Raw genomic sequence first — 24,635 nt, 5'->3', positions numbered from 1 at the left:
TCACCGACCGACAGGTCAGCATGATCCACATTGTTAAAGAGCGTACTGTCAAAAAGACAGTCAGAAATCATGTCGATGATCTGTCATCATCATGACTTTTGACTGTGGTTTCATCAGTATCAGCGAGACTGTTTGTATGCACCGAGCCGGTATGGTGGAGCCTAGCGGGATCGAACCGCTGACCTCCTGCGTGCAAGGCAGGCGCTCTCCCAGCTGAGCTAAGGCCCCGACAGGTTGGTGGGTCTGGGCAGACTTGAACTGCCGACCTCACCCTTATCAGGGGTGCGCTCTAACCAACTGAGCTACAGACCCAAGCAGTCTTCGCTCTATCCGATCAGGCAATTTGTGTGGACGCGCTGGTTCGCGTGAGCACTTTAGTCGTTTAAGGAGGTGATCCAGCCGCAGGTTCCCCTACGGCTACCTTGTTACGACTTCACCCCAGTCATGAACCACACCGTGGTGATCGCTCTCCCGAAGGTTAAGCTAACCACTTCTGGTGCAGTCCACTCCCATGGTGTGACGGGCGGTGTGTACAAGGCCCGGGAACGTATTCACCGTGGCATTCTGATCCACGATTACTAGCGATTCCGACTTCACGGAGTCGAGTTGCAGACTCCGATCCGGACTGAGGCCGGCTTTATGGGATTGGCTTCACGTCGCCGCTTCGCAACCCTTTGTACCGGCCATTGTAGCACGTGTGTAGCCCTGCTCGTAAGGGCCATGATGACTTGACGTCGTCCCCACCTTCCTCCGGTTTGTCACCGGCAGTCTCCCTGAAGTTCCCGGCCGGACCGCTGGCAAAAAGGGATAGGGGTTGCGCTCGTTACGGGACTTAACCCAACATTTCACAACACGAGCTGACGACAGCCATGCAGCACCTGTCTCTGCGTTCCCGAAGGCACTCTCCCATCTCTGGGAGATTCGCAGGATGTCAAGAGCAGGTAAGGTTCTTCGCGTTGCATCGAATTAAACCACATGCTCCACCGCTTGTGCGGGCCCCCGTCAATTCATTTGAGTTTTAGCCTTGCGGCCGTACTCCCCAGGCGGTCGACTTATTGCGTTAACTGCGCCACCAAACCCTCAAGGGGTCCAACGGCTGGTCGACATCGTTTACGGCGTGGACTACCAGGGTATCTAATCCTGTTTGCTACCCACGCTTTCGCGCCTCAGCGTCAGTGTCAGTCCAGAAGGCCGCCTTCGCCACTGGTATTCCTCCCGATCTCTACGCATTTCACCGCTACACCGGGAATTCCACCTTCCTCTCCTGCACTCTAGCCTGCCAGTTCCGAATGCCGTTCCCGGGTTGAGCCCGGGGCTTTCACATCCGGCTTGGCAAGCCGCCTACGCGCCCTTTACGCCCAGTAATTCCGATTAACGCTTGCACCCTCCGTATTACCGCGGCTGCTGGCACGGAGTTAGCCGGTGCTTCTTCTGTGGGTGATGTCCTTCATGGTGGTTATTAACCACCATGCCTTCTTCCCCACTGAAAGTGCTTTACAACCCGAAGGCCTTCTTCACACACGCGGCATGGCTGGATCAGGGTTTCCCCCATTGTCCAATATTCCCCACTGCTGCCTCCCGTAGGAGTCCGGGCCGTGTCTCAGTCCCGGTGTGGCTGATCATCCTCTCAGACCAGCTACGGATCGTTGCCTTGGTGAGCCGTTACCTCACCAACAAGCTAATCCGACATGGGCTCATCCGATAGCGCAAGGTCCGAAGATCCCCTGCTTTCTCCCGTAGGACGTATGCGGTATTAGCTCGGGTTTCCCCGAGTTATCCCCCACTACCGGGCAGATACCCATGCATTACTCACCCGTCCGCCGCTCGTCAGCGGGTAGCAAGCTACCCCTGTTACCGCTCGACTTGCATGTGTTAGGCCTGCCGCCAGCGTTCAATCTGAGCCATGATCAAACTCTTCAGTTTATTTTGAAGCTTTGAGATTCGTTTCGAAGCCTGCCGAAGCAGTCATCGAGGTGAATCAATCCGGGCTCGAGGTCAAACTAGTACTCTTGACGAGTGTTCGTCTGCTCGATTATCTATGTGACTGGTGTCACACGAGCCAGACGCCCACACAAATTGCCTGATCGACTTGTTAAAGAGCGTCTCGAAGATGTTGCCTCAGTCGCCGTGGCGGCTGCTTCGAGAGAGTGGGCATTTTACAGCCCTGAATCGAAAAGTCAACCTCTTTTTTTCGATCCGGAAGTCAGCGGCTGGATTTGAAATCCTGATTGAGCGACCAAAACCTTAGTCAAAACAATCACCTGCCAAACTTCTCCGCTGCCTCGTCGCCGTGTGCTCCGTGGCAGCGGATGCGTACTTTATAGATCAGACCGGGACCACGCAACCCCTTTTGCCAAAAAGTTTCATCTTTCTGTCATGACGGTGAAAGAAGCATGATACGCCTGCCTTCATACCCTCTTTGGATAGCCGGCTTTCATGAAAGGCCGCTCTTCATATATCCATCCTTGAAAAGCAGTTTATAGAGAGCCCTGTCAGGGGACTGCCAACCAAGAAAAAGCCCGCAACTGACAATGTCAGCTGCGGGCTTCGTGGATCTTCCTGATCCCGACACATCACCTTCCGTGGTGATGTCCTTGAAATTTACACCAAGGCTTCCCTTCCATGGGTGCAACGCTTCCTTGCGTCCGCTGCCTCGGTGTACAGACAAATCTACCTGACTGTAGCGGACATGTCCAACTTTTTGTAAGGAAAACTGCTGCAGGTGTATGACTTGTCCAGGAATAGAGTTATGCCTTGTGCAACATGACCCTTGCATAGCGCTTCTTGCCAGCCTGAATCACGTAGTCATGGCCCACTGTGAGCATATGATCTGCCTCTACCTTATGCCCATCGACCCAGACGCGCGCATTTTTCAGCATGTCCTTTGCCTGGGCCCCGTTGTTGGCAAGGCCGGCACGATTGAGGATCAGAGCAATGGGTGCCTCGGTCATGTCCTCGACAGTCACCTCCACTTCCGGCAGATCGTCGGGCAGCTCACCCTCCTTGAGCTGATTGCCGCTGGCCCGGTGGGCGCCAGCCGCCGCCTCTTCACCATGAAAGCGGGCGACCAGCTCGCGCGCCAGCACCATCTTGACGTCACGCGGGTTGGCTCCCTTGTCTACATCACTCATCAACGCCCGTACCTCATCCATCGGCTTGAGCGAGAGCAGTTCGAAGTAGCGCCACATGAGTGAGTCCGGCATCGAGACAATCTTGTTGAACATTTCCCCGGGCCGGTCGGTAATGCCCACATAGTTGCCCAGCGACTTGGACATCTTCTGTACACCATCAAGACCTTCAAGCAGCGGCATGGTCAGCACGACCTGCGGCGCCTGCCCGTAATGCTTTTGAAGCTCACGACCCATCAACAAATTGAATTTCTGATCGGTACCGCCGATTTCGATATCGGCTTCCAGCGCCACCGAGTCATACCCCTGTATCAGCGGATAAAGGAATTCGTGAATGGCGATAGGCTGATTGCCGCGGTAGCGCTTTTCGAAATCATCGCGCTCAAGCATGCGTGCCACTGTTGACTGGGCGGCCAGCCCGATCAGGTCGGCTGCTGACATGGCGCTCATCCACTCGGCGTTAAAGACCACCTTCGTGCGCTCGGGATGGAGCACCTTGAACACCTGCTCCTGATAGGTACGGGCATTGGCCATGACGTCTTCCTGGGTCAACGGCTTTCGCGTCACGCTCTTGCCGGTCGGGTCACCAATACGCCCGGTGAAATCGCCGATAAGAAACAATACCTCATGCCCCAGATCCTGGAACTGGCGCAGCTTGTTCAAAAGCACCGTATGACCCAGGTGAAGGTCGGGCGCGGTAGGGTCGAAACCGGCCTTGATACGTAACGGCCGCTCCAGAGAGAGCTTCTTTTCCAGCTCTTCTTCTATAAGTACCTCGTGGACACCACGTTTGATCAGCGCCAGCGCCTCGGCAACATCGGCCATGACCTGCCTCTCCTGTATTCAGATAATTGCAGCTGCCCTCCCCTCGTCCGGTCCGCGGGCGAGCAGCAGGAAATGTGGGGCATGATAGCATGGCGTCAAACGCGTAGACCGCCCCGGCAGGAGTGAGCAGATGAGTCTTGTAATAGGTCTGATGTCCGGCACCAGTCTGGACGGTATCGATGCCGCACTGGTCGAATGCAACCACCATCACCGCCCCGCTCTACTGGAAGCCACAGGCATCGAGATGCCGGAGTCCCTGCGCCGTCAGTTATGGCAGCTGTGTCATGCCAGAGACGCCGCCTTCGACACCCTGGCCGATGCCGAAGAAGCGTTCTGCCGGCTTCAGGCGCAGGTCGTCACGGCGCTGCTCAAGAAAAGCGGCTACAGGGTCGAAGACATCGACGCCATCGGTAGTCACGGCCAGACCATCGAGCATCGTCCGGATGGCCCCGCCCCCTATACATGGCAGCTGGATAACCCCTCGCGTCTGGCCGAACTGACCGGCTGTCGCGTTGTGGCCGACTTCCGGCGACGCGATATCGCCGCTGGTGGTCAGGGCGCGCCGCTGGCACCCGCCTTTCATGACGCGCTCTTTCGCCACCCTCAACAGTGGCGCGTGCTGCTTAATCTGGGTGGCTTTGCCAACGTTACCCTGCTCCCTCCCGAGGGCAGCGAACTACCGGTAATCGGTTTTGATACCGGCCCGGCCAATGCCCTGCTGGATGGATGGTATACCCAGCATCACGAGGGCCGGTTTGATCGCGATGGCACCTGGGCAGCTCAGGGGCAGTGTCAAACGCCCTTGTTGACACGCTTTCTGAGCGATCCCTTTTTTAACTGCCCGCCACCCAAAAGTACGGGGCGCGAACATTTTCATCTCCAGTGGTTGAAGACCCATCTGGAGAACGAATCCCCGGTCGATGTACAGGCCACGCTTTTAACCCTGACCGTTGAAAGTATCGCGCGTGAACTGGAGCGCCACCTGCCCGGGAATGCCCGCACTGAGGCCTGTGTCATTCCCTGTGGCGGCGGGGCGCACAATATCGCCATGATAGACGCTCTGACAGCCCGGCTTTCACCAATCAGAACCGAGCATTGCCAGACACTGGGCTGGTCACCGGACTGGCTGGAGGCCGGCGCCTTTGCCTGGCTTGCCTGGCGACGTCTGGAAGGTCTCCCGGGCAATCTGGCCTCGGTAACCGGCGCGGCAGGGCCGCGCATTCTGGGCGGGATTTACGAGCGCTGACGTTGTCTGACAATGGCAAGGGTTCGACACTCTGTCCGAACGCCCCGACTAGGCCCCTTGCTCCTGAATAATGAGCCCTTCGGCCGCCAGCTTCGACATGGCAGCTTCCATGGTTTGCATACCCAACGCACCACCGGTCTGCAGCGACGAGTAAATCTGCGCCACCTTGTCTTCGCGGATCAGATTCCGGATGGCAGGCGTGGCGATCAGGATCTCGTGCGCTGCGATTCTTCCCCCACCGATTCGACGAACCAGCTGTTGGGAGATCACCCCCTGCAGCGATTCGGACAGCATGGCGCGCACCATTGCCTTTTCATCACCGGGAAAAACATCCACGATTCGATCCACCGTCCGGGCGGCCGATGTGGTGTGCAGCGTGGCCAATACCAGATGCCCGGTTTCGGCAGCCGTCAGAGCCAGGCGCATGGTTTCCAGATCCCGCATCTCGCCGACCAGAATCACGTCGGGGTCCTCACGCAGTGCCGAGCGCAGCGCACTGGCCACACCATGAGTGTCACGCTGGACTTCCCGCTGATTGATCAACGCACGACGTGAGTGATGTACAAACTCGATGGGGTCTTCAATGGTCAGCACATGCTGAGCGCGCGAGGCGTTGATATGATCCACCATGGCCGCCAGCGTGGTCGACTTTCCGGAACCGGTAGGGCCCGTGACCAGCACCAGGCCATGCTGACAGGATGCCAGCCGCCTGAAGACTTCTCCCAGCCCCAGCGACTCCAGGCTGGGCACATGAGAGGGAATGGTACGAAACACGCCGGCCACGCCCCGGTCCTGGTGAAAGGCATTGACACGAAAGCGCGACACGCCGGGCACCTCGACGGAGAAATCGAGCTCCAGCGAGGCCCTGAAGTCCTGCTGCTGCGTCTCACTCATGACTGCTGCCAGCAGACGGTGGACCTCCTCGTTGTCAAGCGCCGGCGCATTAAGACGACGAATCTCGCCATCAACGCGCATCATGGCCGGCAGACCTGCTGACAGGTGAAGGTCAGAGGCGCCCTGTTTTGCTGTAAAAGCCAGCAGTTCGGTAATATCCATGCGTTCGCAGTTCCGGACGTCACAAAGAGTGATCACTCATGAGCGATCAGCAGTCACGCGCGACCCCCGATCAGAGCCACACAGTAAAAGACACTATCGTCGCGATACGCCGCCGACTTGAGCAGGCGCTTGCCAGCGCCGGCCGCCCCGCAGATTCGGCAGCCGTGCTGGCCGTCAGCAAGACCAAGCCGGCGGTCATGCTGCGAGAGGCGTTCGAGGCCGGCCAGCACCTTTTTGGTGAGAACTATCTGCAGGAGGCGTTGGAAAAACAGCGCTCGCTGGCCGACCTTGAAGGCATCGAATGGCACTATATCGGCGCGCTTCAGTCCAACAAGACGCGCGAGGTGGCCGAGCATTTCAGCTGGGTTCATACCGTGGATCGCGAGAAAATTGCCAGGCGTCTGAGCGAGGCGCGCCCGTCATCGCTGGGTCCGCTCAATGTCTGTCTGCAGGTCAATATCAGTCGGGAAGACTCGAAATCGGGCGTCATGCCGGAGGCGCTGCCGGCGCTGGTAGAGCAGGCGCTGGCCCTGCCGGGCCTTCGTCTGCGTGGCCTGATGGCCATTCCGGCTGCAAGCGATGATCCGGAACAACAGCGTGTACCCCACGCTGCCCTGCGCGCGCTTTTCGATGAGCTGGTCAAACGCCATCCCGACGCGCCGCTGGATACGCTTTCGATGGGCATGAGCGGTGACATGGAGGCCGCCATTGACGAGGGCGCCACTCTGGTCAGACTGGGTACGGCCATTTTCGGCAGCCGCAACTGAACACCCCGACCACAAGGACGCTTTTCATGGCAAGTCAACTGACCTTTATCGGCGCCGGCAACATGGCCAGCGCCATATTCGGCGGACTGATCGACAATGGCTATCCGGCCGAGGCCATTACGGCCACCTCGCCCGACAAGGCCATTCTCGAGCAGCACCATGCGCGCTACGGCATTAACACCACCACCGACAATGCTGCAGGCGTCAGCGACGCCGATGTCGTGATTCTGGCCGTCAAGCCACAGATCATGCGCGAGGTCTGCGAACCGCTTCAGGATGCCCTGCAGATCAGCCGACCGCTGATCATCTCCATCGCCGCCGGACTCACCCTCGACACGCTGGGCCAGTGGCTGGGAGATGAGAGCCTGCCGATCGTTCGCTGCATGCCCAATACCCCGGCACTGGTTGGCAAGGGGGCGACCGGACTTTACGCCCCCGCCGGCATCAGCGATGACCATCGTGCACTGGCCGGCGATCTGATGTCGGCCATCGGTATCGTTGAGTGGGTGGAAGAGGAAACCCAGCTTAGTGCCGTGACGGCAATCGCCGGCAGCGCACCCGCCTACTTTTTCTACATGCTGGAAGCCATGGAAGAAGCCGGCGTGGCCCGCGGCCTTTCCCGCGACGTTGCCCGGCGGCTGGCCATTCAGACGGCGCTGGGTGCTGCCCATATGGCCAGTGAAAGCGAACATGATCCAAAAACGCTCAAGCAACAGGTCATGTCGCCGAAAGGTACTACCGAGCGCGCCATTGCAAGTTTTGAGCAGGCCGGCTTCGAGAAAATGGTGGATGATGCCACACTGGCCTGTTTCGAGCGTGCCGAATCATTGGCACATGAGCTGCGGGATCAGTAAATTCACTGTATCTGTCATCTTGTGACTATATAACGGAGAGTCTCCATGGGGAGCGCACTGGGCGATACCGGCATCATGCTGGTCAACACCCTGATCAACCTTTATCTGTTTGTGCTGATGCTGCGCTTTTTGCTGCATGCTTCACATGCCGACTACTACAACCCCATCAGCCAGGCGATCGTCAGGGCGACCTCGCCGCTGGTGGCGCCCCTGCAGCGCGTGTTGCGACCTGCCGGCCCGATCGATATCGCCACGCTGGTGGTCGCGCTGCTGTTCAAGATGGTGGGTATTGCCCTGATCTGCATGGCGATCTTTGGCTTTCCGCCCATCGGGCTTTTGGCCATCGCAGCGCTGGCCGGCGTGGTCAATGCCATTTTGAAGATCTATTTCTTCGCCATGATCATCATGATCATACTGAGCTGGGTCGCCCCCCAGTCCGGCCACCCCGGCGCCCTGCTGGTATTTCAGATTACCGAGCCGGTGATGGCGCCGGTACGACGTGTCATTCCCTCGATCGGCATGATCGATCTCTCCCCCATCGTGGTCTTTTTGCTGATCAACGTGCTAGACAGCTTTTTGGTCGGCGCACTGAGTCGCGCCGCCGGGCCGCTGGCACCGCTGATTTAAGACTCGACAGGCTGTCGTGCCCGCGCACGACAGCCTCCCCGCCAGCCACGCCCCGATGCCTGCATCGATATGCTACAGTGCGCCTCCGACGGCGGGTCACGAGTCCGGCCTGCCCTGTCCGACCGGATTTGAGTGCTGATGCCCGAGACACTGTCTTCTACATCGGTTGGCCTGATTACCCCACAGGTCGCCCGCTTTGATACGCCCCTGAGGCTGGCCTGCGGCCGTGAATTGCCGGCCTTCGAGCTGGTATATGAAACCTACGGCACCCTCAACGAGACGGCCAGCAACGCGATTTTGATCTGTCATGCGCTATCGGGTCATCACCATGCTGCCGGCTATCACCACGTTGATGATCGAAAGCCCGGCTGGTGGGACGCCCATATCGGCCCCGGCAAGAGCATCGATACACGGCGCTTTTTCGTGATTTCCGTCAATAATCTTGGCGGCTGCCACGGCAGTACCGGCCCTTCCAGCGACAATCCGGCCACCGGGCGCATCTGGGGACCAGACTTCCCGCTCATGACGGTCACCGACTGGGTCAACAGCCAGGCCATGCTGGCCGACAGGCTGGGCATCAAGCGGTTTGCCGCCGTAGTGGGCGGCAGCCTCGGCGGCATGCAGGTATTGCAGTGGGCCATGGGCCTGCCCGAGCGCATCGCCAATGCAGCCGTTATCGCTGCCACGCCACGCCTGTCGGCACAAAACATCGCCTTCAATGAAGTGGCACGTCAGGCCATCCGCTCCGACCCGGAATTCTTTAACGGCTGGTACAGCGAGCATCATACCCTGCCCAGACAGGGGTTGCGGCTGGCCCGAATGGTCGGTCATATCACCTATCTTTCGGAACACTCCATGGGTGCCCGGTTCGGCCGCGATCTGCGCACCGACAGCCTCAACTATGGCTACGATGTCGAGTTCGAGGTGGAATCCTATCTGCGTTATCAGGGGGATACCTTCTCGACCCGCTTTGATGCCAACACCTATCTGCTGATGACCAAGGCGCTCGACTATTTCGACCCGGCCGGCGAGCACGACGATGATCTGCCCAAAGCCCTGTCGACAGCAGCCTGTCGCTTTCTCGTGGTCAGCTTCACTACCGACTGGCGCTTTGCCCCGGCCCGCTCCCGGGAACTGGTCGATGCCCTGCTGCGTGCCGGCAAGCATGTCAGCTATGCCAATATCGACTCCTCCCATGGCCATGATGCCTTTTTGCTGCCCAACGAACGTTACGAAGCCGTGCTGGGTGGTTTCATGACGCGTATCGCCAACGACGTGGAACGTGCCGACGGAGAGCCTTTGTAATGCGTGCCGATCTTGCACTGATTTATGACTGGGTGCCCCAGGGGGCTCGCGTGCTGGATCTGGGCTGTGGCGACGGCACCCTGCTGGCGGCGCTGTCCAGTGACAAGCAGGTCACGGGCTACGGCCTGGAAATCGACAGCGATGGTATCTCGCGCTGTCTCGAAAAGGGCGTGGATGTCATCGAACAGGATCTGGACCAGGGGCTGGCCAATATTCCCGATGACACCTTCGATCTGGTGATCATGACGCAGGCCCTTCAGGTGCTGAGACGGCCCGATTTGATGCTCGACGAGATGCTGCGGGTGGCCAACGAGTGCATTATCGCCTTCCCCAACTTTGCCTGGTGGCGCCACCGCCTGTCGCTGGGGCTCAAGGGGCGTATGCCGGTATCACGCTCCCTGCCGCATGCCTGGTACGACACGCCCAATATCCATCTGTCGACGTTTCGGGATTTCTCCGATCTGTGTCGCATGCAGGGCCATACCATCACCGACCGCGCAGTGGGCAATGGCAGCCGGGAAGGCCAATGGCGCCACAGGCGCTGGCCCAATCTATTCGGTCAGGATGCCATCTTTCGGGTACGTCGCTGAAGCCCGGACACCTGCTCTTTTGGACTTTGGTATAATGGCGCCTCCTTCCGCGACTTCAGCGAGGCCTGAACATGAACTTTCATACCCGCAAGTGGATCAAGCCCGAGGATCTCAACCCCAATGGCACGCTCTTCGGGGGGAGTCTTCTGAAATGGATCGACGAAGAAGCTGCCATCTACGCCGTCATTCAGCTGGCCAATTCACGCGTCGTGACCAAATACATGTCGTCCATCAACTTTGTTTCCAGCGCACGTCAGGGCGATATTATCGAGCTGGGCATTACCGCCACGCGGTTTGGCAAGACATCGCTGACCCTTCACTGTGTGGTGCGCAACAAGATCACCCACAAAAACATCCTGACCATCGATGAAATCGTCTTCGTCAACATGGGTGATGACGGCAAACCCGCCGCCCACGGCAAGACAGAGATCACCTATCTGCGTGACCGCGAACTGGAAGGGCCTGACAGCGCGACCTGATCTCAGTACAGACGGCGGTAGCGACGGGCGGTGATATGTTCCGGCGTGATCTCACAGCCCAGCATCATGACCTCCACGCCTGCCTCACAGGCCGCAAGAAAAGTGCTGGCATAGCCAGGGTCCAGATGGGCCGCCGGTCGAACATCATTAATGCCGTTGTGGGCGACCAGAAATACCAGCACCGCCCGGTCGCCGGCAACACGCCGTGTCATGAGCGTTTCCAGATGGCGGCGCCCGCGGGCGCTGACCGAATCCGGAAAATAGCCACACCCATCGCCCTCCTTTAGCGTCACCTGTTTCACTTCCAGCCAGACAGGCATGCCGTCCTGAGGCGTCAGGCGAAAATCAAGTCTCGAGTCCTCCACCCTGACCTCGCGCTGCAACGGCCATGACGGCTCAAACGGCAGTAGAGCACCGGTTTCCAGTGCTTCCTGCACCAGCGCATTGGCTCGTCCGGTATGAATGGAGGTCAGCGCGCCATCCGGCAGCTCGATCAGCTCCCAGGTCCATGCCAGACGTCGCTTCGGATTATCGTGCCAGGACACCCAGACACGGCAACCAGGCACATTGACGGCCCGCATCGAGCCCGTATTAGGGCAGTGGGCCGTGATGACACGCCCATCATCGAGGCGAATGTCGGCCAGAAAGCGCTTGTAACGTGCGATGAGCACGCCGGACCACAACGCAGGCAGCTTCATGCAGGCAAACTCCGGGTCAATATAGTGCTTTCCACTACACTCAAGAGGTGATCTCCGAGCCTGCTGACTTTCGTTGAAACCGTCTTGCAATCGGCATGGATTTCCTATAAACAGCACTACCCTGAAACATGCGATGCGGTAATCAGGAACAGTCTTGCGGGCTTACGGCATCGCCATTACCTGCAGTGAGGCAATCCCCATGGCAGTAGCCGAGACGCAGTCGCCCGATACCTTTACGCCCTACGAGCCGGCGCCGGGCGAAGAGTACATGAACGAGCATCAGCTGGCACACTTTCGCCAGATCCTGCTCAACTGGAAAAACGACCTGATGGCAGAGGTCGATCGCACCGTTCGCCACCTCCAGGAAGATGCCAACAACTATGCCGATCCTGCCGATCGCGCCACTCAGGAAGAAGGCTTCAATCTTGAGCTTCGCACCCGGGATCGTGAGCGCAAGCTGCTCAAAAAGATCAACGAGACCATCGAAAAGATCGACGAAGATGATTACGGCTTCTGTGAGGCCTGCGGCATCGAGATCGGCATCCGTCGTCTGGAAGCCCGGCCCACGGCCACACTCTGTGTTGATTGCAAGACGCTGTCGGAGTTGAAGGAAAAGCAGCTCGGAGGCTGAATGCCGGGCACAAGGCATGTTGAAAATGGCCCTGCGGTCGTTGGTCGCTTTGCACCAACGCCCTCGGGGCCCTTGCATTTTGGCTCCCTGCTGGCGGCACTGGCCAGCTGGCTGGATGTGCGTGCACGAAACGGGCGCTGGCTGCTGCGCATGGAGGATATCGACCCGCCGCGCTGCCCGCCCGGGGCCAGCGAGACCATCCTTGAACAGCTCGAGGCCTTCGGGCTTTATCATGATGGCGCCGTCTCTTACCAACACGATCATGACCGCGATTACCAGGGGGCGCTGAAAACGCTTGTAGCGAGCGGCATGGCCTATCCCTGCAGCTGCTCTCGAAAGGCGTGGCAACACTTCGGTGTCTATCCGGGGTGGTGTCGCCAGGGGCCCCTGCACCCCGAACGCGATCATGCCTGGCGCCTGCGCACCGATCTCGGCGGTTCCGATATCTGCTGGCAGGATCGACGCCTTGGCCATCAGTGCTGGTCCCTTCCTGAACTCGGTGATGTTGTGCTCAAGCGACGCGATGGCCTCTGGGCCTATCAGCTGGCCGTTGTGGTCGACGATGCCCGCCAGGGGGTGACAGATATCGTGCGCGGCGCAGATCTTCTCGACAATACCCCCTGGCAGATCCGGCTTCAGCAGGCACTGGGGTACCCCACGCCCACGTATCTGCATCTGCCACTGGTCATTGCCGACAACGGACAGAAACTCTCCAAACAAAACCGTGCCCCTGCCCTCCCCCTGCAGAGTCACGCCGTACGACCACTGCTGCATGAAGCGCTGACGCTACTGGGCCAGTCACCATCGAGCACGCTACGTCATGCCAGTGTCGATAAGCAGCTGCAGGCGGCCGTTGAAAGCTGGCGACCGCACTTTTTACTCCCTCATGATGTTCAACAAACGACGTTGAAGTGACCACTATCGACCATCGTCGTCTTTTTTTACGCCATGTTGCGCGTATGCTGACCCTACCCAACAAGAACAGTGCACCACAAAAAAGCATCAGACCGGCGGCTTGCACAAAATTAGTGCAACAAAACGCTCTCTGATGCCGCTTTCTTCAGCGACGCCCATGACATGCGGGCCGACATTTAACAGGTTGTTGAAAAAAAAGAACTATTTTTTAGATGGCACGCGTTCTGCACCAACAGGACTGACTGAAGAAAAACAACAGCGATCGCTTGAACGGCCTCCCAACAACAATGGCCAAATCCCGATCAAACGACTCTGAACAACAACAATAATAGGAAAGGGTCAGTCATCCATGTATCAACAACGGGCTGCCAACAACAACAATGGCTCAGGATATAAAAGGCGTTAACAACAACAATAATAACGGCCTTTCGTTGTCAGAATGCGATGTCACTGCAGCGTTGCATCACAACAATAACGCAACCCTGCGACACTCCAGAACAATAACAACATCTCTGGAGCAGCCTGCTGGCTGTCGTCATGGAAGATTGTTTTGAATACGAGATGTTCGCAGCCGTCATGACACAACAACAAAACGTCACGGCCTATCGCATTTGGTGAACATGGTACGTATTCAGGGCGATGCGCCATCACGAAGAAAAATCACAATGCATCACGATTGGTGGGGAGACGACATGTCTCCCCATTTTCATTAATGAAAGCCCCCTTGTATGACAGGCTGCTTTGCAAGCTTTTGCCGCTCGGCTACACTGAGCTCCTGATCAAGGTCGCGATACAGCAAAGCGCAGACCGATCGAGACATCATGGCCGTTATACGATCGGCCCCCGGAATTTCCATCAGGTCAACATGGCTTCACCTTGACGCCCACCATTCTTCCCCGCGATCAACATCCCATTTCTCGACGAATGCTCAGCGAAAATGCGCTGAAGGTTCTCTATCGTCTCAATCAGGCAGGTTTTGAAGCCTATCTGGTGGGTGGATGTGTCAGAGATTCCCTGCTTGGGCAGGTGCCCAAGGACTTCGACGTCGCCACCAGTGCCACGCCGGAACAGGTCCGCAACGTCTTTCGCAATGCCCGCATGATCGGTCGACGCTTTCGTATCGTTCATGTCCGTTTTGGTCGTGAAATCATCGAGGTCACCACCTTTCGTGGCAGCCACGACGCCGAAATGGCCGAACGGCATTCGCATCAGTCCGAGGAAGGGCTGCTGCTGCGCGACAACGTCTGGGGCCGCGTCGATGAAGACGCCATGCGACGTGACTTCACGGTCAACGCGCTTTATTACAGCGTGCGCGATTTCGCCATTCACGACTGGACCGGTGGTCTGGAGGATCTCGAGCATCGCGTGCTCCGTCTGATCGGCGATCCGGATCTGCGCTATCGTGAAGATCCGGTCCGTATGCTTCGCGCCATACGCTTTGCCAGCAAGCTGGATTTTACGCTCGCTCCCGAGACCGAAGCGCCGCTGGCAGACTGTGCCTCGCTGCTTTTGCAGATTCCGCCGGCCCGTCTGTTCGAAGAAGTTCTCAAGCTGTTTCTTTCCGGCTATGCGCTGAGCACCTTCCACGGTCTTCGGCGTCATGGCCTTTTTGCCATGCTGTTTCCAGGCACCGAGGAATCCTTTTCTCAGCTGAGCTGGGCGCAGCCCATGGTCGAGCAGGCGCTGATCAACACCGATGAGCGTATTCGGGCCGACAAGCCGGTGACGCCGGCCTTTTTGTATGCCGCACTGCTCTGGCCGGCCACGGTCGCCCAGACGGCGCAGCTGATTGATGACGGTATTCCGCCGGTGCCCGCCGCACAGCAGGCCTCTCAGCAGGTGCTCAATCGCCAGTTGCAGCACACCTCCATTCCAAAGCGTTTCAGCCTTCCCATGCGCGAAATCTGGGACATGCAGCTGATGCTGCCGCGTCGGCGGGGCAAGCGTCCCTTCCAGACGCTGACGCATCAGCGCTTTCGCGCTGCCTACGACTTTCTGCTGCTCAGGGAATCGGCCGGAGAGATTGCCTCGGGTCTCGGGCTCTGGTGGACGCGCTTTCAGGAAGCCAGTGAAACCCAGCAGCGCGAGATGGTGCAAAAGGTCGAACAGGGCCAGGACGATACCGCTGTCGATGACGATGCGCCCGAAAGCATGCCGATGCCGTCCCGCAAGCCCAGGCGCCGTCGTCGACGTCGCGGCCCAAGGGACGATCAGGAGTGAGCCACAGGGCCTGGATCGGACTTGGCAGTAATCTGGACCATCCTCAACAGCAGGTGCTGAACGCTTTTGAGGGTCTGGCAGGACTGCCTCTGACCAGGCTCAGCGCCCGCTCCCCTCTCTATAGCAGCCGCCCGGTGGGGCCACAGGATCAGCCCGACTTCGTCAACGCCGTAGTGGTTCTGGATACTCTTTTGTCCCCGCTGGCCCTGCTGGATCAGCTTCAGGCACTGGAGCAGCGCCATCGACGCGTCCGACAGCGTCACTGGGGGCCACGAACGCTGGACCTGGATCTTCTGCTTTACGATGAGCACGCGCTCAATCTTCCCCGACTTGTTGTGCCGCACCCCTGGCTTTCCAGCCGTGCCTTCGTGGTTCAGCCCATGCTGGACATCGACCCCGGTCTTTGTTTGCCCGATGGGCTGCCCCTGAATCGGTTTTCAAGCGCCCAACCATCGAATGACTTGAAGCGCCTGGCGCTGTGACTCTAGACTCGACCCGCCATATCGGCTGTCAAGCGTCGAGGAACACATGACCCGCCCCATCACCATCCAGACATTGAACGAGCGTCGCTCGACAGGTCAGCCCTTTAGTTGTCTTACGGCCTATGACGCCACCATGGCCACCCTTGCAGGTGAGGCCGGCATCGAGGTCCTGCTGATCGGTGACTCGCTGGGCATGGTACTGCAGGGGCATGCCTCGACGTTGCCCGTCACGCTCGACGACATGATCTATCACACTCGCTGTGTCGCGCGGGCAGACACTGCCTGTTTGATCATGGCGGACCTTCCCTTCATGACCAACACCACGACAACCCAGACCCTGCGGGCCGCCGGGCTTTTGATGCAATCGGGCGCGCATGTAATCAAGATCGAGGGTGAGGCGTGGCTTGCCGAAACGGTCACGGCACTCGCCCATCGGGGCGTGCCGGTGTGCGTTCACATGGGACTGACGCCACAAAGTGTTAATGCGCTGGGCGGCTACCGCGTTCAGGGTCGTGATACAGGTCGTGCCGACGCCATGCTCGAAGCTGCCATGACGCTTGAGCAGGCCGGCGCCAGCGCCATTTTGCTGGAATGCGTGCCGCGTGCGCTGGCCGCACGCATTCGCGAAGCGCTTGCTGTACCGGTCATCGGCATCGGGGCCGGTCCTGATGTGGACGGACAGATCCTGGTCATGCACGACATGCTGGGAGCAACGACAGGTCGGCCGCCAAAATTCGTCAAGAATTTCATGGCTGAGTCCGACAGCATCAGCGATGCGTTCAGGGCCTATCATGAGGCGGTTACGACCCGCCGTTTTCCCGCGCCGGAACACTGCTTCTGAACAGGGAGATAACAGGGCATGCAGACGTTTGACGATATTACAGCGCTTCAGGGGATACTGGCCGACTGGCGCCGTGAGGACAGCCGGATCGCGCTGGTGCCCACCATGGGCAATCTTCATGAAGGGCACCTGGGGCTGGTCGATGCCGCGCGCCAGCACGCGGGCCGCGTGGTGGCCACCATCTTTGTCAATCCGCTTCAGTTCGGTCCCGACGAGGATCTTGACCGCTATCCACGCACGCTGGCCGAGGATCAGCGCCTGCTGGCCGAGCGCGGTTGCGACGTGTTGTTTGCCCCGAGTGTCGAGACGCTTTATCCGCAAGGCCAGTCCGCCCTGACTCGGGTCAGCGTTCCACAGGTATCACAAGGACTGTGCGGCGCGCATCGTCCCGGTCATTTTGACGGGGTAGCGACCGTGGTCAGTCTTTTGTTCAACCTGATCCGCCCGGATGTGGCCTGCTTTGGCGAAAAGGATTTTCAGCAGCTGGCGGTGATTCGAAAGCTGGTACGCGATCAGCACATGCCCATCGACATTATCGGCGTTCCCATCGTACGTGGTCGTGATGGGCTGGCGTTGTCTTCGCGCAATCGCTATCTGGATGATGAGGCACGAGCGCAGGCAGGCAGGCTCCATCAATGCCTTGTCGAGAGCGCTCGACGCCTTGAGCAGAGCGAGTCGCACGAGCAGGTGCTGACACAGGGAATGGAACAGCTGAAAGCTGCAGGTTTTCGGCCTGACTACCTCTGTCTTTGTGACGCCACCACGCTGCGCCCGATCAGCACCTGGCAGCCTGGCGCGGTGCTGCTGGTCGCGGCCTGGCTTGGAAATACCCGCTTGATCGACAATCTCTCCTTTCGATCATGACAGGATGGCGACCGGCCCGGTTTGAAGACATGACGGTGCTGGCGGGTTGGATCGAATCGCCGCAGGCACTGGCTCGATGGGGTGGCCCATCGCTGACGTGGCCGATACTGCCCGGTCAGCTGTGGCAGCAGATCGAGGCTGCATCATTTCCCTCCTTCTCTCTGGAAGAGGACGGTGAGCTGTTGGCCTTTGGACAGCTGGCGCCACGCGATCAGACCACAACCTGGCATCTTTGCCGGCTGATCGTCGCGCCCCATCGACGAGGACAGCGGCTGGGTGAGAAGCTCTGTCGCTATCTTGTCGCGCACGCCACTCATCTGGGCGCCTCACGGATAACGCTCAGGGTCGCAACCGGTAATCTGCCCGCCATTCGGCTGTATCAACGTCTCGGATTTTCCAATGCTGGCCCTGTCAGCGAGCGCGGCATCCAGTCCATGGCGCGGCAGCTCTAACGAGATCTGCAGGCACAAAAAAGGCCTGAACCCGGAAAATGCCGGATTCAGGCCCTGACGCCAGGCGCCCTTTCATCTCACCGAAACACCGGCGCCAATCGAGTCGACGCCGTGTTTCAGAGAGGCTGGAAAATTACTCTTCCAGCGTGGCCTCAAAGGTGGCCTTTTCTTCTTCGCCCACTTCCTTGATGGAAAGCTTCACGCGACCGCGGTTGTCGATATCGAGCACCTTGACGGTCACCACCTGACCTTCGCTGAGGAAGTCACGCACGTCGTTGACACGTTCCGGCACGATCTGAGAGATATGTACCAGCCCATCGGTGCCCGGCATGAAGTTAACGAAGGCACCAAAGTCGGCGATCCGCACGACCTTGCCGCGATAGAGCTTGTTGATCTCGGCTTCGGCGGTGATCCCCATGACGGTATCCATCGCTTTCTGGGCGCCGGCCTTGGTTTCGGCGTAGATGCGGACGCTGCCATCGTCATCGATGTCGATCGAGGCGCCGGTGTCTTCACAGATCTGGCGGATGGTCGCGCCACCCTTGCCGATGACGTCGCGAATCTTCTCGGGATCGATCTTGAGACGCGCCATGGTGGGCGCATGCTCGGCGACTTCGCCACGGCTCTGCGCGATCACGCGGTTCATCTCGACCAGAATGTGCTGGCGCGCATGGAAAGCCTGCTCCAGCGCCTTTTCCATGATCTCTTCGTTGATCCCTTCGATCTTGATGTCCATCTGCAGCGCGGTGATACCGTCAACGGAACCGGCCACCTTGAAGTCCATGTCACCGAGATGGTCTTCATCGCCCAGAATATCGGTCAGAACGGCGAAGCGATCGTTTTCCTTGACCAGACCCATGGCAATACCGGCCACCGGTGCCTTCAGCGGCACGCCGGCATCCATCAGCGCCAGCGAAGAGCCACACACGGAGGCCATCGAGCTTGAGCCGTTGGACTCGGTGATCTCGGAGACCACACGGATTGTGTAGGGGAAATCATCGGCAGACGGCAGCATGGCCGCAACACCACGACGGGCCAGACGGCCGTGACCAATCTCACGACGCTTCGGCGAGCCGATGAAGCCGGCTTCGCCCACGCTGTAGGGGGGGAAGTTGTAGTGCAGCATGAAGCGGTCATGGCGCTCGCCATTAAGTCCTTCAACCAGTTGCGCATCCCGTGTGGTGCCAAGCGTTGTGGTCACGATGGCCTGGGTTTCACCACGAGTGAAGATGGCAGAGCCATGCGTACGAGGCAGCGAACCGACTTCGATATCCAGTGCACGAACGGTGGCATGATCACGGCCATCGATACGCGGCTCGCCGTTGAGCACGCGCTCACGTACGATGCGCTTCTCGAGCTTTGCAAAACCACCGCTGACGTCTTCGCCGCTGTAAAGTGCGGCGTCGCCTTCAGACAATTGCGCTTTTGCCTGCGCCTTGAGCTCGCTCAACCGGTCCTGACGCGCCATCTTGTCAGTAATCCGATACGCTTCACCGATGCCTGCCTCAAAACCGCTGGCCAGTGCCTCCTTGAGCGTCGAGTTTTCGGACTGAGCCTGCCAGTCCCACTTGGCCTTGCCACCTTCCGTCACGAATTCGTTGATGGCCTTGATGGCCACCTGCATCTCTTCGTGAGCAAACAGCACGGCGCCAAGCATTTCGTCTTCGGAAAGCTCTTTTGCTTCGGACTCGACCATCAGCACGGCCTTTTCAGTACCGGCGACGACCATGTCGAGTTCGGAAGCCTGCAGCTCTTCCTGAGTCGGGTTGATGAAATAACCGCGCTCATTGTTGAAGGCCACGCGGGCGGCACCGATCGGACCGGCAAAGGGGACGCCGGAGACGGCCAGTGCGGCTGAAGTACCCAGCATGGCAGCGATATCAGGATCCTGATCCCGTTCTGCCGAGAGTACCGTGCACACGACCTGCACTTCGTTCATGAATCCCTTGGGAAACAGCGGACGGATCGGACGGTCGATCAGACGCGAGGTCAGCGTCTCCTTTTCACTGGGACGCCCTTCGCGCTTGAAAAAGCCGCCCGGAATCTTGCCGACCGAGTAGGTCTTTTCCTGATAATGCACGGAAAGGGGGAAGAAATCCTGACCGGGCTTGGTGTCCTTGCGCGCCACGACCGTACACAGCACCACGGTGTTGTCCATGGTGACCAGTACGCTGCCGGTGGCCTGACGTGCCAGACGGCCGGTTTCCAGCGTGACGCTGTGATTGCCGTATTGAAATGTCTTTTTAACCGCGTTCAATGCGTTGTCCTTTTCTCGTAAACCATTCATCTACTTTCGATGTCATCTTAAAATCAAACGCCCCAGGTGTCACTCTCACCCGGTCGGCACAACAAAAAACAGGCGGCTCCCCTTCGGGAGCCGCCTGTCAGTTCCTGCCGGAAAAGCGACGCAATCAGCGACGCAGACCCAGGCGGGAGATGATCTGCTGGTAGCGATCAAAATTCTTGCGCTTGAGATAATCCAGCAGCTTGCGGCGCTGGTTAACCATGCGAATCAGGCCACGACGCGAGTGGTGGTCCTGCTTGTGATCCTTGAAGTGGCTCTGCAGCGTGACGATGTTGTCAGTCAGCAGGGCGATCTGAACTTCCGGTGAACCGGTGTCGTTCTCAACGGTGGCGAATTCCTTGACGATTTCGGCCTTGCGTTCGGCAGTCAGTGCCATGTTACTTCTCCAGTCTAATATGCCTGAGCATGAATAAATGTCGAAGACCACGCATATTTGCAGTCTTCGCGAACCCTACCGACGCTCGTCGGCAGTATTGATCAGTCGGCGGGGCACGCACTGCCCCGTCGCACTGACGGTGACCACGCCCAAAAGGCAGTGATCATGATAAAGCCTGGCAACGCTGCCATCTGTCAGCGCGGACGTTTCAAGCGTTATGGGCTGGCCGTGCATGATGCGCCGCGCCCCTTCACTGTCTGTTTCAAGCACCGGAAGATGGCTGATCAGGGCATCAACGGGCAGCAGCCTTTCAAGACGCTGCTCATCGCTCATGGACTCAAGCGCTTCGATATCGAGCATGTCAGTATCATCAAAGGAGCCGGTTTTGAGACGACGCAGCCCTTCAAGATGGGCGCCACAGCCAAGACGTTCGCCGATATCCTCGGCCAGCGTCCGAATATAGGTCCCCTTGCTGACGCTGACATCCAGCGCAAACCCCAGGTCATGTCGCGATGTGAGCGCGATATCATAAATGCTCACACGCCTGGGTGCACGCGCAATCTCTCGTCCGGCACGGGCGTGCTCATAGAGCGGGCGCCCCTGATGCTTGAGTGCCGAGTACATGGGCGGCACCTGATCGATCTCACCGAGAAAGCCGGCCAGCACGCTCTCGATGTCGTCGTCATTCAGCGCAGGGACATCACGCTTTTTGAGCACTTCACCTTCGCGATCACCGGTGTCAGTCATCGCACCCAGCCGAACATCGGCCAGATAGCGCTTGTCAGCATCCAGCAACCAGGAGGAGAACTTGGTCGCCTCTCCCAGACAGATGGGCAAAAGCCCGGTGGCCATGGGGTCCAGCGTACCGGTATGACCGGCCTTTTGCGCCTGGTAGAGCCCGCGCACCTGCTGCAGCGCGCGGTTTGAGGTCACCCCCTCACTCTTGTCCAGCAACAGCACGCCATCAATGGGCCGTCCGCGACGTCGTCTGGCCATCAGTCGTTGCGCTCCGAACCCTCTTCGTCATCTTCGGGGGCCCGATCACGATCGGACTGCACCGCACGCTCGATCAGACTCGACAGTGCATGCCCGCGGGTGACGGACTCGTCGAAGTGAAAACGAAGCTCGGGTACATGCCTGAGCTTCATGGTCCGGGCGATACGCGATCGCAAAAACCCGCTGGCCTTTTTAAGCACGGCCAGGTTTTCACGAATGCGCTCCGGATCATTTTCACCCATCAGGGTGACGTGAACATCGGCATAGCCCAGATCACGACTGACATCGGCCGACGTGACCGTCACCATGCCCAGCCGGGGATCCTTGACCTCACGCTGGATAAGCTGCGCCAGCTCATGTGCCAGCTGCTCGCCGACCCGATCCGTACGACTGAATTCACGCATCAATCTCTCCCGTCATGGGTGCAGCGCTCACAGGGAGCGCTGGACCTCGATCTGGTCAAAGACTTCGATCTTGTCGCCGACCTGGACATCATTGTAGTTACGTACCCCGATGCCGCACTCCATGCCGTTACGCACTTCGCTGACGTCATCCTTGAAGCGGCGCAGGGATTCCAGCTCCCCTTCATAGATCACCACGTTTTCACGCAGGACGCGGATACGCTTGTTACGGTGTACGTTGCCTTCGACAACCATACAGCCGGCGACGGCGCCGATTTTCGGAGCGCGGAAGACGTCACGAACTTCGGCCACGCCCACGATCTCTTCACGCCATTCCGGTGCCAGCATACCGCTCATCGCCAGCTTCACCTCGTCGATGAGCTGATAGATGACGCTGTAGTAGCGCAGATCCAGCCCTTCGCGCTCGACGATGTCGCGCGAGGACGCATCGGCACGAACGTTGAAGCCAACAATGATGGCGTTGGAGGCGACCGCCAGGTTGGTGTCGGTTTCAGTGATACCGCCAACACCGGAGGAGACCACGGCAACCTTGACCTCTTCGGTCGACAGCTCTTCGAGCGCACCGCGAATCGCTTCAAGCGAGCCCTGCACGTCGGCCTTGAGCACGATGTTGACCGTTGCGGTTTCGTCCTGCCCCATCTGGCTGAACATGTTCTCCAGCTTGGCCTTCTGCTGGCGTGCCAGACGCACTTCGCGGTATTTGCCCTGACGGAAGTTGGCGACTTCACGCGCTTTCTTCTCATCGGCCAGTACCATGAAGTCGTCACCGGCTTCCGGCGTACCACCCAGGCCGAGAATCTCGACCGGCATGGAAGGCCCGGCTTCGTCAACCTGCTTGCCCAGCTCGTTGACCAGCGCTCGCACGCGACCATAGTGCAGACCGGCCAGCACGACATCGCCCTTTCTAAGGGTGCCGTTTTGTACCAGCACAGTGGCCACCGGACCACGACCGCGATCCAGACGGGACTCGACTACAACACCCTTGCCGGGTGCTTCGGGTACGGCCTTGAGCTCCAGCACTTCGGAAACCAGCAGTACGGCTTCCAGCAGTCCGTCGATGTTTTCGCCGCTTTTGGCCGACACATGGACAAACTGGGTATCACCGCCCCACTCTTCCGAAATAACGCCGCGCTGTGACAGCTCATTGCGCACGCGGTCCGGATCGGCGCCGGCCTTGTCGATCTTGTTGACCGCCACGACCAGCGGCACACCGGCTGCCTTGGCGTGCTCGATGGCCTCGACCGTCTGCGGCATGACGCCGTCGTCGGCCGCTACCACCAGGATAACCACGTCAGTGGCCTGAGCACCACGGGCACGCATGGCCGTAAAGGCGGCGTGACCGGGGGTATCGAGGAACGTGACATCACCGTTGTCATGCTCGACGTGATAGGCGCCGATATGCTGAGTGATACCACCGGCTTCACCGGTCGCTACCTTGGTGCGACGAATGTAGTCCAGAAGCGAGGTCTTGCCGTGGTCAACGTGACCCATGACGGTCACAACCGGTGCACGCGAGATCTGCTCGCCTTCGTAGGAGATGTTCTCGAGCACTTCGGTTTCGAGGGCATCTTCCTTCACCAGTTTAGGCGTATGCCCCATCTCTTCGACCACGATCGCAGCGGTGTCCTGATCGATGGTCTGGTTGATGGTGACCGCCGCACCCATCTTGAACATGGCCTTGATGACTTCGTTGGCCTTGATGGCCATCTTGTCGGCAAGGTCTGCCACGCTGATGGATTCAGGGATGGGCACTTCCCGTACGATATTCTGAACAGGCTTCTGGAAACCGTGCGCGTTATCGCTGCGACCGCTGCCACCGCGACGAGTGCCGCGACGCTGTTCGGCGCGCTTGACCTTCTTGCCGCCACGCTTGCGCTCGTTGCGCTCGCTGCGCTCGTCGGCATTATCACGGCGCTCGTCACGACGGCCGCCGGCCGATTTGGCACCTTCACCCCGACGGGGCGTACGCCGACTGTTATCGTTGCGCGGCTCACGCGGCGGTGCTTCAACGGCCGGCTCGCCTGTCTCGGCCCCTACAACGGGTGCCGCAACCACATCTTCAACCGGGGCGGCCTTGTTGCTTGCCGCCTCGTCAGTCGCTGTCGCAGTGACATCGGCCACGGGTGCGTCGGCCGCTGTCTGTGTCGGCGCCTCGGCAGCTGTCGCTGCTTCACCGACCTGCTCGGCTACCGGCGCCTGCTCTTCCTGCTCCTGCTCGCCGTTTTCTTCATCGCCACGCTTGACGTAGGTACGCTTTTTGCGAACCTGCACCTCGATGGTTTTGTTGCGACCGTCGCCGGTACGAATCTTGCTGCGGGTCTTGCGCGTCATGGTAATGCGATTCTTGTTACCGCGCGCGCCGGCTCCGCCGTGACTTTTGGTGAGATAGTCGAGCAGCTTCTGCTTGTCTTCTTCCGAGACCGCATCGTTTTCTGCCTTGTGCGGCAGGCCTGCTTCACTCATCTGCTCCAGCAGGCGGCTGACATCACGCCCCACCTTGCCGGCAAATTCCTTGACTGTTGTTTCTGCCATTTATGACCTCCTGAGCCCGTGATC

At 59.1% G+C, this 24,635-nt stretch carries 22 protein-coding genes, 2 tRNA genes and 1 rRNA gene; 14 read left to right on the top strand and 11 right to left on the bottom strand.

What is annotated here, in order from left to right:
- Positions 1 to 152: 152 nt before the first annotated feature.
- The 4 genes from ACS92L_RS15265 to tyrS all read right to left on the bottom strand — a co-directional run bounded on the left by ACS92L_RS15265 (position 153) and on the right by tyrS (position 3,953).
- Positions 153 to 228 (bottom strand) — tRNA-Ala (locus ACS92L_RS15265).
- Positions 229 to 235: 7 nt separating this feature from the next.
- Positions 236 to 312: transfer RNA gene (locus ACS92L_RS15260), tRNA-Ile, on the bottom strand.
- Positions 313 to 383: 71 nt separating this feature from the next.
- Positions 384 to 1,923, bottom strand: a 16S ribosomal RNA gene (locus ACS92L_RS15255).
- Positions 1,924 to 2,747: 824 nt separating this feature from the next.
- Positions 2,748 to 3,953 carry a tyrosine--tRNA ligase gene (gene tyrS / locus ACS92L_RS15250; protein ID WP_438765963.1) on the bottom strand — a complete coding sequence of 402 codons (1,206 nt, stop codon included), beginning with the start codon at positions 3,951 to 3,953 and terminating at the stop codon, positions 2,748 to 2,750.
- Between the two features lie 130 nt (positions 3,954 to 4,083).
- Between tyrS and ACS92L_RS15245 the strand changes: the two genes are divergently transcribed.
- Entirely contained in the window at positions 4,084 to 5,199 is a 1,116-nt protein-coding gene (locus tag ACS92L_RS15245) for an anhydro-N-acetylmuramic acid kinase (protein WP_438765962.1), read from the top strand.
- A gap of 48 nt (positions 5,200 to 5,247) precedes the next feature.
- On the opposite strand, the gene ACS92L_RS15240 is transcribed toward ACS92L_RS15245, so the two are convergent.
- Positions 5,248 to 6,255: a type IV pilus twitching motility protein PilT gene (locus ACS92L_RS15240; protein ID WP_438765960.1), complete on the bottom strand. Its 1,008-nt coding sequence runs from the start codon at positions 6,253 to 6,255 to the stop codon at positions 5,248 to 5,250.
- Positions 6,256 to 6,293: 38 nt separating this feature from the next.
- On the opposite strand from ACS92L_RS15240, the gene ACS92L_RS15235 reads away from it, so the two are divergent.
- From ACS92L_RS15235 to ACS92L_RS15210, 6 genes are all read left to right on the top strand, one after another.
- On the top strand, positions 6,294 to 7,022 hold the full coding sequence (locus ACS92L_RS15235; RefSeq protein WP_438765958.1) for a YggS family pyridoxal phosphate-dependent enzyme: 729 nt from the start codon (positions 6,294 to 6,296) through the stop codon (positions 7,020 to 7,022).
- Positions 7,023 to 7,048: 26 nt separating this feature from the next.
- Complete coding sequence (proC, locus tag ACS92L_RS15230; RefSeq protein WP_438765957.1) at positions 7,049 to 7,876, top strand: pyrroline-5-carboxylate reductase; 828 nt, start codon at positions 7,049 to 7,051, stop codon at positions 7,874 to 7,876.
- Positions 7,877 to 7,921: 45 nt separating this feature from the next.
- The gene (locus ACS92L_RS15225; RefSeq protein WP_438765956.1) at positions 7,922 to 8,503 is read left to right on the top strand and encodes a YggT family protein; all 582 of its coding nucleotides are present in this window, start codon (positions 7,922 to 7,924) and stop codon (positions 8,501 to 8,503) included.
- A gap of 138 nt (positions 8,504 to 8,641) precedes the next feature.
- Positions 8,642 to 9,808 (top strand): homoserine O-succinyltransferase MetX, encoded by a 1,167-nt coding sequence (gene metX, locus ACS92L_RS15220; protein WP_438765954.1) that lies wholly within the window; start codon positions 8,642 to 8,644, stop codon positions 9,806 to 9,808.
- Complete coding sequence (gene metW, locus ACS92L_RS15215; protein WP_438765952.1) at positions 9,808 to 10,398, top strand: methionine biosynthesis protein MetW; 591 nt, start codon at positions 9,808 to 9,810, stop codon at positions 10,396 to 10,398. Before metX ends, metW begins: the two co-directional genes overlap by 1 nt.
- Positions 10,399 to 10,469: 71 nt before the next feature.
- Positions 10,470 to 10,877: an acyl-CoA thioesterase gene (locus ACS92L_RS15210; protein ID WP_438765950.1), complete on the top strand. Its 408-nt coding sequence runs from the start codon at positions 10,470 to 10,472 to the stop codon at positions 10,875 to 10,877.
- A 2-nt stretch (positions 10,878 to 10,879) separates the two neighbouring features.
- On the opposite strand, the gene sfsA is transcribed toward ACS92L_RS15210, so the two are convergent.
- Positions 10,880 to 11,575, bottom strand: a complete 696-nt coding sequence (gene sfsA, locus ACS92L_RS15205; RefSeq protein ID WP_438765948.1) for a DNA/RNA nuclease SfsA — start codon at positions 11,573 to 11,575, stop codon at positions 10,880 to 10,882.
- A 199-nt stretch (positions 11,576 to 11,774) separates the two neighbouring features.
- Here sfsA and dksA point away from each other — a divergent pair, with 199 nt between their 5' ends.
- From dksA to ACS92L_RS15170, 7 genes are all read left to right on the top strand, one after another.
- Positions 11,775 to 12,206 carry an RNA polymerase-binding protein DksA gene (gene dksA, locus ACS92L_RS15200; RefSeq protein WP_438765947.1) on the top strand — a complete coding sequence of 144 codons (432 nt, stop codon included), beginning with the start codon at positions 11,775 to 11,777 and terminating at the stop codon, positions 12,204 to 12,206.
- Positions 12,207 to 13,121 (top strand): tRNA glutamyl-Q(34) synthetase GluQRS, encoded by a 915-nt coding sequence (gluQRS, locus tag ACS92L_RS15195; protein WP_438765945.1) that lies wholly within the window; start codon positions 12,207 to 12,209, stop codon positions 13,119 to 13,121.
- 924 nt (positions 13,122 to 14,045) lie between these two features.
- Entirely contained in the window at positions 14,046 to 15,341 is a 1,296-nt protein-coding gene (gene pcnB / locus ACS92L_RS15190; RefSeq protein WP_438768503.1) for a polynucleotide adenylyltransferase PcnB, read from the top strand.
- The gene (folK, locus tag ACS92L_RS15185; protein WP_438765944.1) at positions 15,338 to 15,823 is read left to right on the top strand and encodes a 2-amino-4-hydroxy-6-hydroxymethyldihydropteridine diphosphokinase; all 486 of its coding nucleotides are present in this window, start codon (positions 15,338 to 15,340) and stop codon (positions 15,821 to 15,823) included. The genes pcnB and folK overlap by 4 nt, the downstream gene beginning before the upstream one ends.
- A 46-nt stretch (positions 15,824 to 15,869) precedes the next feature.
- Complete coding sequence (panB, locus tag ACS92L_RS15180; RefSeq protein WP_438765943.1) at positions 15,870 to 16,664, top strand: 3-methyl-2-oxobutanoate hydroxymethyltransferase; 795 nt, start codon at positions 15,870 to 15,872, stop codon at positions 16,662 to 16,664.
- Between the two features lie 18 nt (positions 16,665 to 16,682).
- The gene (gene panC / locus ACS92L_RS15175; RefSeq protein WP_438765942.1) at positions 16,683 to 17,528 is read left to right on the top strand and encodes a pantoate--beta-alanine ligase; all 846 of its coding nucleotides are present in this window, start codon (positions 16,683 to 16,685) and stop codon (positions 17,526 to 17,528) included.
- A 29-nt stretch (positions 17,529 to 17,557) separates the two neighbouring features.
- Positions 17,558 to 17,980, top strand: coding sequence for a GNAT family N-acetyltransferase (locus tag ACS92L_RS15170; RefSeq protein ID WP_438765941.1), 423 nt, complete (start codon positions 17,558 to 17,560; stop codon positions 17,978 to 17,980).
- A 133-nt stretch (positions 17,981 to 18,113) separates the two neighbouring features.
- Here the strand turns inward: ACS92L_RS15170 and pnp are convergent, their stop codons facing one another.
- The 5 genes from pnp to infB all read right to left on the bottom strand — a co-directional run bounded on the left by pnp (position 18,114) and on the right by infB (position 24,611).
- Positions 18,114 to 20,267, bottom strand: coding sequence for a polyribonucleotide nucleotidyltransferase (gene pnp / locus ACS92L_RS15165; RefSeq protein WP_438765940.1), 2,154 nt, complete (start codon positions 20,265 to 20,267; stop codon positions 18,114 to 18,116).
- Between the two features lie 124 nt (positions 20,268 to 20,391).
- Positions 20,392 to 20,661: a 30S ribosomal protein S15 gene (gene rpsO / locus ACS92L_RS15160; RefSeq protein ID WP_108844097.1), complete on the bottom strand. Its 270-nt coding sequence runs from the start codon at positions 20,659 to 20,661 to the stop codon at positions 20,392 to 20,394.
- Between the two features lie 75 nt (positions 20,662 to 20,736).
- Positions 20,737 to 21,657: a tRNA pseudouridine(55) synthase TruB gene (truB, locus tag ACS92L_RS15155; protein WP_438765939.1), complete on the bottom strand. Its 921-nt coding sequence runs from the start codon at positions 21,655 to 21,657 to the stop codon at positions 20,737 to 20,739.
- Positions 21,657 to 22,061, bottom strand: a complete 405-nt coding sequence (gene rbfA / locus ACS92L_RS15150; RefSeq protein WP_438765938.1) for a 30S ribosome-binding factor RbfA — start codon at positions 22,059 to 22,061, stop codon at positions 21,657 to 21,659. Before rbfA ends, truB begins: the two co-directional genes overlap by 1 nt.
- Before the next feature lie 27 nt (positions 22,062 to 22,088).
- Positions 22,089 to 24,611, bottom strand: a complete 2,523-nt coding sequence (gene infB / locus ACS92L_RS15145) for a translation initiation factor IF-2 (RefSeq protein WP_438765937.1) — start codon at positions 24,609 to 24,611, stop codon at positions 22,089 to 22,091.
- Positions 24,612 to 24,635: the final 24 nt, after the last annotated feature.

Source organism: Kushneria halocnemicola, from assembly GCF_965650455.1.
Lineage (GTDB): Bacteria > Pseudomonadota > Gammaproteobacteria > Pseudomonadales > Halomonadaceae > Kushneria.
This window is presented reverse-complemented; position numbering and strand designations above follow the sequence as displayed.

Excerpts from the sequence above, each read along its gene's own strand:
- tyrS (WP_438765963.1), bottom strand. The coding sequence starts at position 3,953 with ATGGCCGATGTTGCCGAGGCGCTGGCGCTGATCAAACGTGGTGTCCAC.
- ACS92L_RS15245 (WP_438765962.1), top strand. The coding sequence starts at position 4,084 with ATGAGTCTTGTAATAGGTCTGATGTCCGGCACCAGTCTGGACGGTATC.
- ACS92L_RS15240 (WP_438765960.1), bottom strand. The coding sequence starts at position 6,255 with ATGGATATTACCGAACTGCTGGCTTTTACAGCAAAACAGGGCGCCTCT.
- ACS92L_RS15235 (WP_438765958.1), top strand. The coding sequence starts at position 6,294 with ATGAGCGATCAGCAGTCACGCGCGACCCCCGATCAGAGCCACACAGTA.
- proC (WP_438765957.1), top strand. The coding sequence starts at position 7,049 with ATGGCAAGTCAACTGACCTTTATCGGCGCCGGCAACATGGCCAGCGCC.
- ACS92L_RS15225 (WP_438765956.1), top strand. The coding sequence starts at position 7,922 with ATGGGGAGCGCACTGGGCGATACCGGCATCATGCTGGTCAACACCCTG.
- metX (WP_438765954.1), top strand. The coding sequence starts at position 8,642 with ATGCCCGAGACACTGTCTTCTACATCGGTTGGCCTGATTACCCCACAG.
- metW (WP_438765952.1), top strand. The coding sequence starts at position 9,808 with ATGCGTGCCGATCTTGCACTGATTTATGACTGGGTGCCCCAGGGGGCT.
- ACS92L_RS15210 (WP_438765950.1), top strand. The coding sequence starts at position 10,470 with ATGAACTTTCATACCCGCAAGTGGATCAAGCCCGAGGATCTCAACCCC.
- sfsA (WP_438765948.1), bottom strand. The coding sequence starts at position 11,575 with ATGAAGCTGCCTGCGTTGTGGTCCGGCGTGCTCATCGCACGTTACAAG.
- dksA (WP_438765947.1), top strand. The coding sequence starts at position 11,775 with ATGGCAGTAGCCGAGACGCAGTCGCCCGATACCTTTACGCCCTACGAG.
- gluQRS (WP_438765945.1), top strand. The coding sequence starts at position 12,207 with ATGCCGGGCACAAGGCATGTTGAAAATGGCCCTGCGGTCGTTGGTCGC.
- pcnB (WP_438768503.1), top strand. The coding sequence starts at position 14,046 with ATGCTCAGCGAAAATGCGCTGAAGGTTCTCTATCGTCTCAATCAGGCA.
- panB (WP_438765943.1), top strand. The coding sequence starts at position 15,870 with ATGACCCGCCCCATCACCATCCAGACATTGAACGAGCGTCGCTCGACA.
- panC (WP_438765942.1), top strand. The coding sequence starts at position 16,683 with ATGCAGACGTTTGACGATATTACAGCGCTTCAGGGGATACTGGCCGAC.
- ACS92L_RS15170 (WP_438765941.1), top strand. The coding sequence starts at position 17,558 with ATGACGGTGCTGGCGGGTTGGATCGAATCGCCGCAGGCACTGGCTCGA.
- pnp (WP_438765940.1), bottom strand. The coding sequence starts at position 20,267 with ATGAATGGTTTACGAGAAAAGGACAACGCATTGAACGCGGTTAAAAAG.
- rpsO (WP_108844097.1), bottom strand. The coding sequence starts at position 20,661 with ATGGCACTGACTGCCGAACGCAAGGCCGAAATCGTCAAGGAATTCGCC.
- truB (WP_438765939.1), bottom strand. The coding sequence starts at position 21,657 with ATGGCCAGACGACGTCGCGGACGGCCCATTGATGGCGTGCTGTTGCTG.
- rbfA (WP_438765938.1), bottom strand. The coding sequence starts at position 22,061 with ATGCGTGAATTCAGTCGTACGGATCGGGTCGGCGAGCAGCTGGCACAT.
- infB (WP_438765937.1), bottom strand. The coding sequence starts at position 24,611 with ATGGCAGAAACAACAGTCAAGGAATTTGCCGGCAAGGTGGGGCGTGAT.